The organism is Staphylococcus sp. HMSC069D12, assembly GCF_001810405.1.
GTDB classification, from domain to species: Bacteria; Bacillota; Bacilli; order Staphylococcales; family Staphylococcaceae; genus Staphylococcus; species Staphylococcus haemolyticus.
Genome location: NZ_KV801124.1, coordinates 1 through 1,164 on the forward strand (window position 1 = coordinate 1; position 1,164 = coordinate 1,164).

General features: G+C 27.8%; 1 protein-coding gene. It reads left to right on the top strand.

Features of this window, described 5'->3' with window-relative positions:
- The first annotated feature begins 237 nt into the window (after positions 1-237).
- Complete coding sequence (locus HMPREF2737_RS10100) at positions 238-1,095, top strand: YitT family protein (protein ID WP_037552667.1); 858 nt, start codon at positions 238-240, stop codon at positions 1,093-1,095.
- Positions 1,096-1,164: the final 69 nt, after the last annotated feature.

Genomic DNA, 1,164 nt, shown 5'->3' on the forward strand with positions numbered 1-1,164 from the left:
GGTTAGCTATATTTTTTACTTTGCAACAGAACCTATTTTAATATATTTGTAAATGCCTTGGGAAATTTTTCATTTATTTACTTTGAGTATTAGACGCTGATTAAACATTAAATTATCTTTTTTAGAATTTTGTTTAAAAAAATATGATATCAATCATTAACACCAATTTCATTAAATTGATAAAACAAGTTATAATATAGGTGAAGACTTTTTAATAATAAAAATAGGAGTTCAAAAATGACAAAAAAAATGGTGATTATATCATTCGGCAGGATTTTACTTATTATAATTGGGGCACTTATTACAGCATATGGTTTGGAATCTATATTAATCCCAAATAACGTTTCTGACGGAGGAGTCACAGGGATTAGTATTGTAGGTTCCACTTTGTTTGGTTTACCTTTAGGAATATTAATAGGAATAATCAATTTACCATTTATATGGTTAGGTTATAAACAAATCGGACGTAAGTTTGCTATATTTTCAATAATAGGTATCTTATCATTATCTATATTCACTTCGATTATGCATCATGTACCAACAATTATTGAAGGTGATTCACTACTTATTACTGTAGTTGGTGGAGTTGTTATTGGATTAGGCATGGGTCTTGCCCTTAGAAATGGTGGGGCATTAGATGGTATAGATATGTTAGCCGTTTTATTATCTAGAAAGTTACCTTTCGGAACAAGTGATTTAATTTTATTTCTCAATACATTCGTATTTATACTTGTTTCTACTGTTTTTGGCTTTAAAGGTGCCATTTTATCAGCGCTCGCATATTTTATTGCTTCAAAAGTTATACATATTATTGAAGAAGGACTAAGTGGTTCGAAAACGTTTAAAATTATTACAAAAAATTATGACATTATGAATAAAGAAATTAAAGAAAGACTGGGAAGGTATTGCACATTTACAAAAGTGACTATTGATGAAGAAAATAATTCATTTGTAGAAATTTCTTGTGTTATTAATAAACTCGAAGAACAAAAACTTAAAGAAATTATAAATGATGTAGACCCAGACGCATTTATCGCAATATATGATACAGCAGAAGTTAAGGCTGGAAATATGAAAAAATCAGATATATATTAAAATTACGATAAATAAAAAGGTTCTGTTGCAAAGTAAAAAAATATAGCTAACCACTAATTTATCATGTCA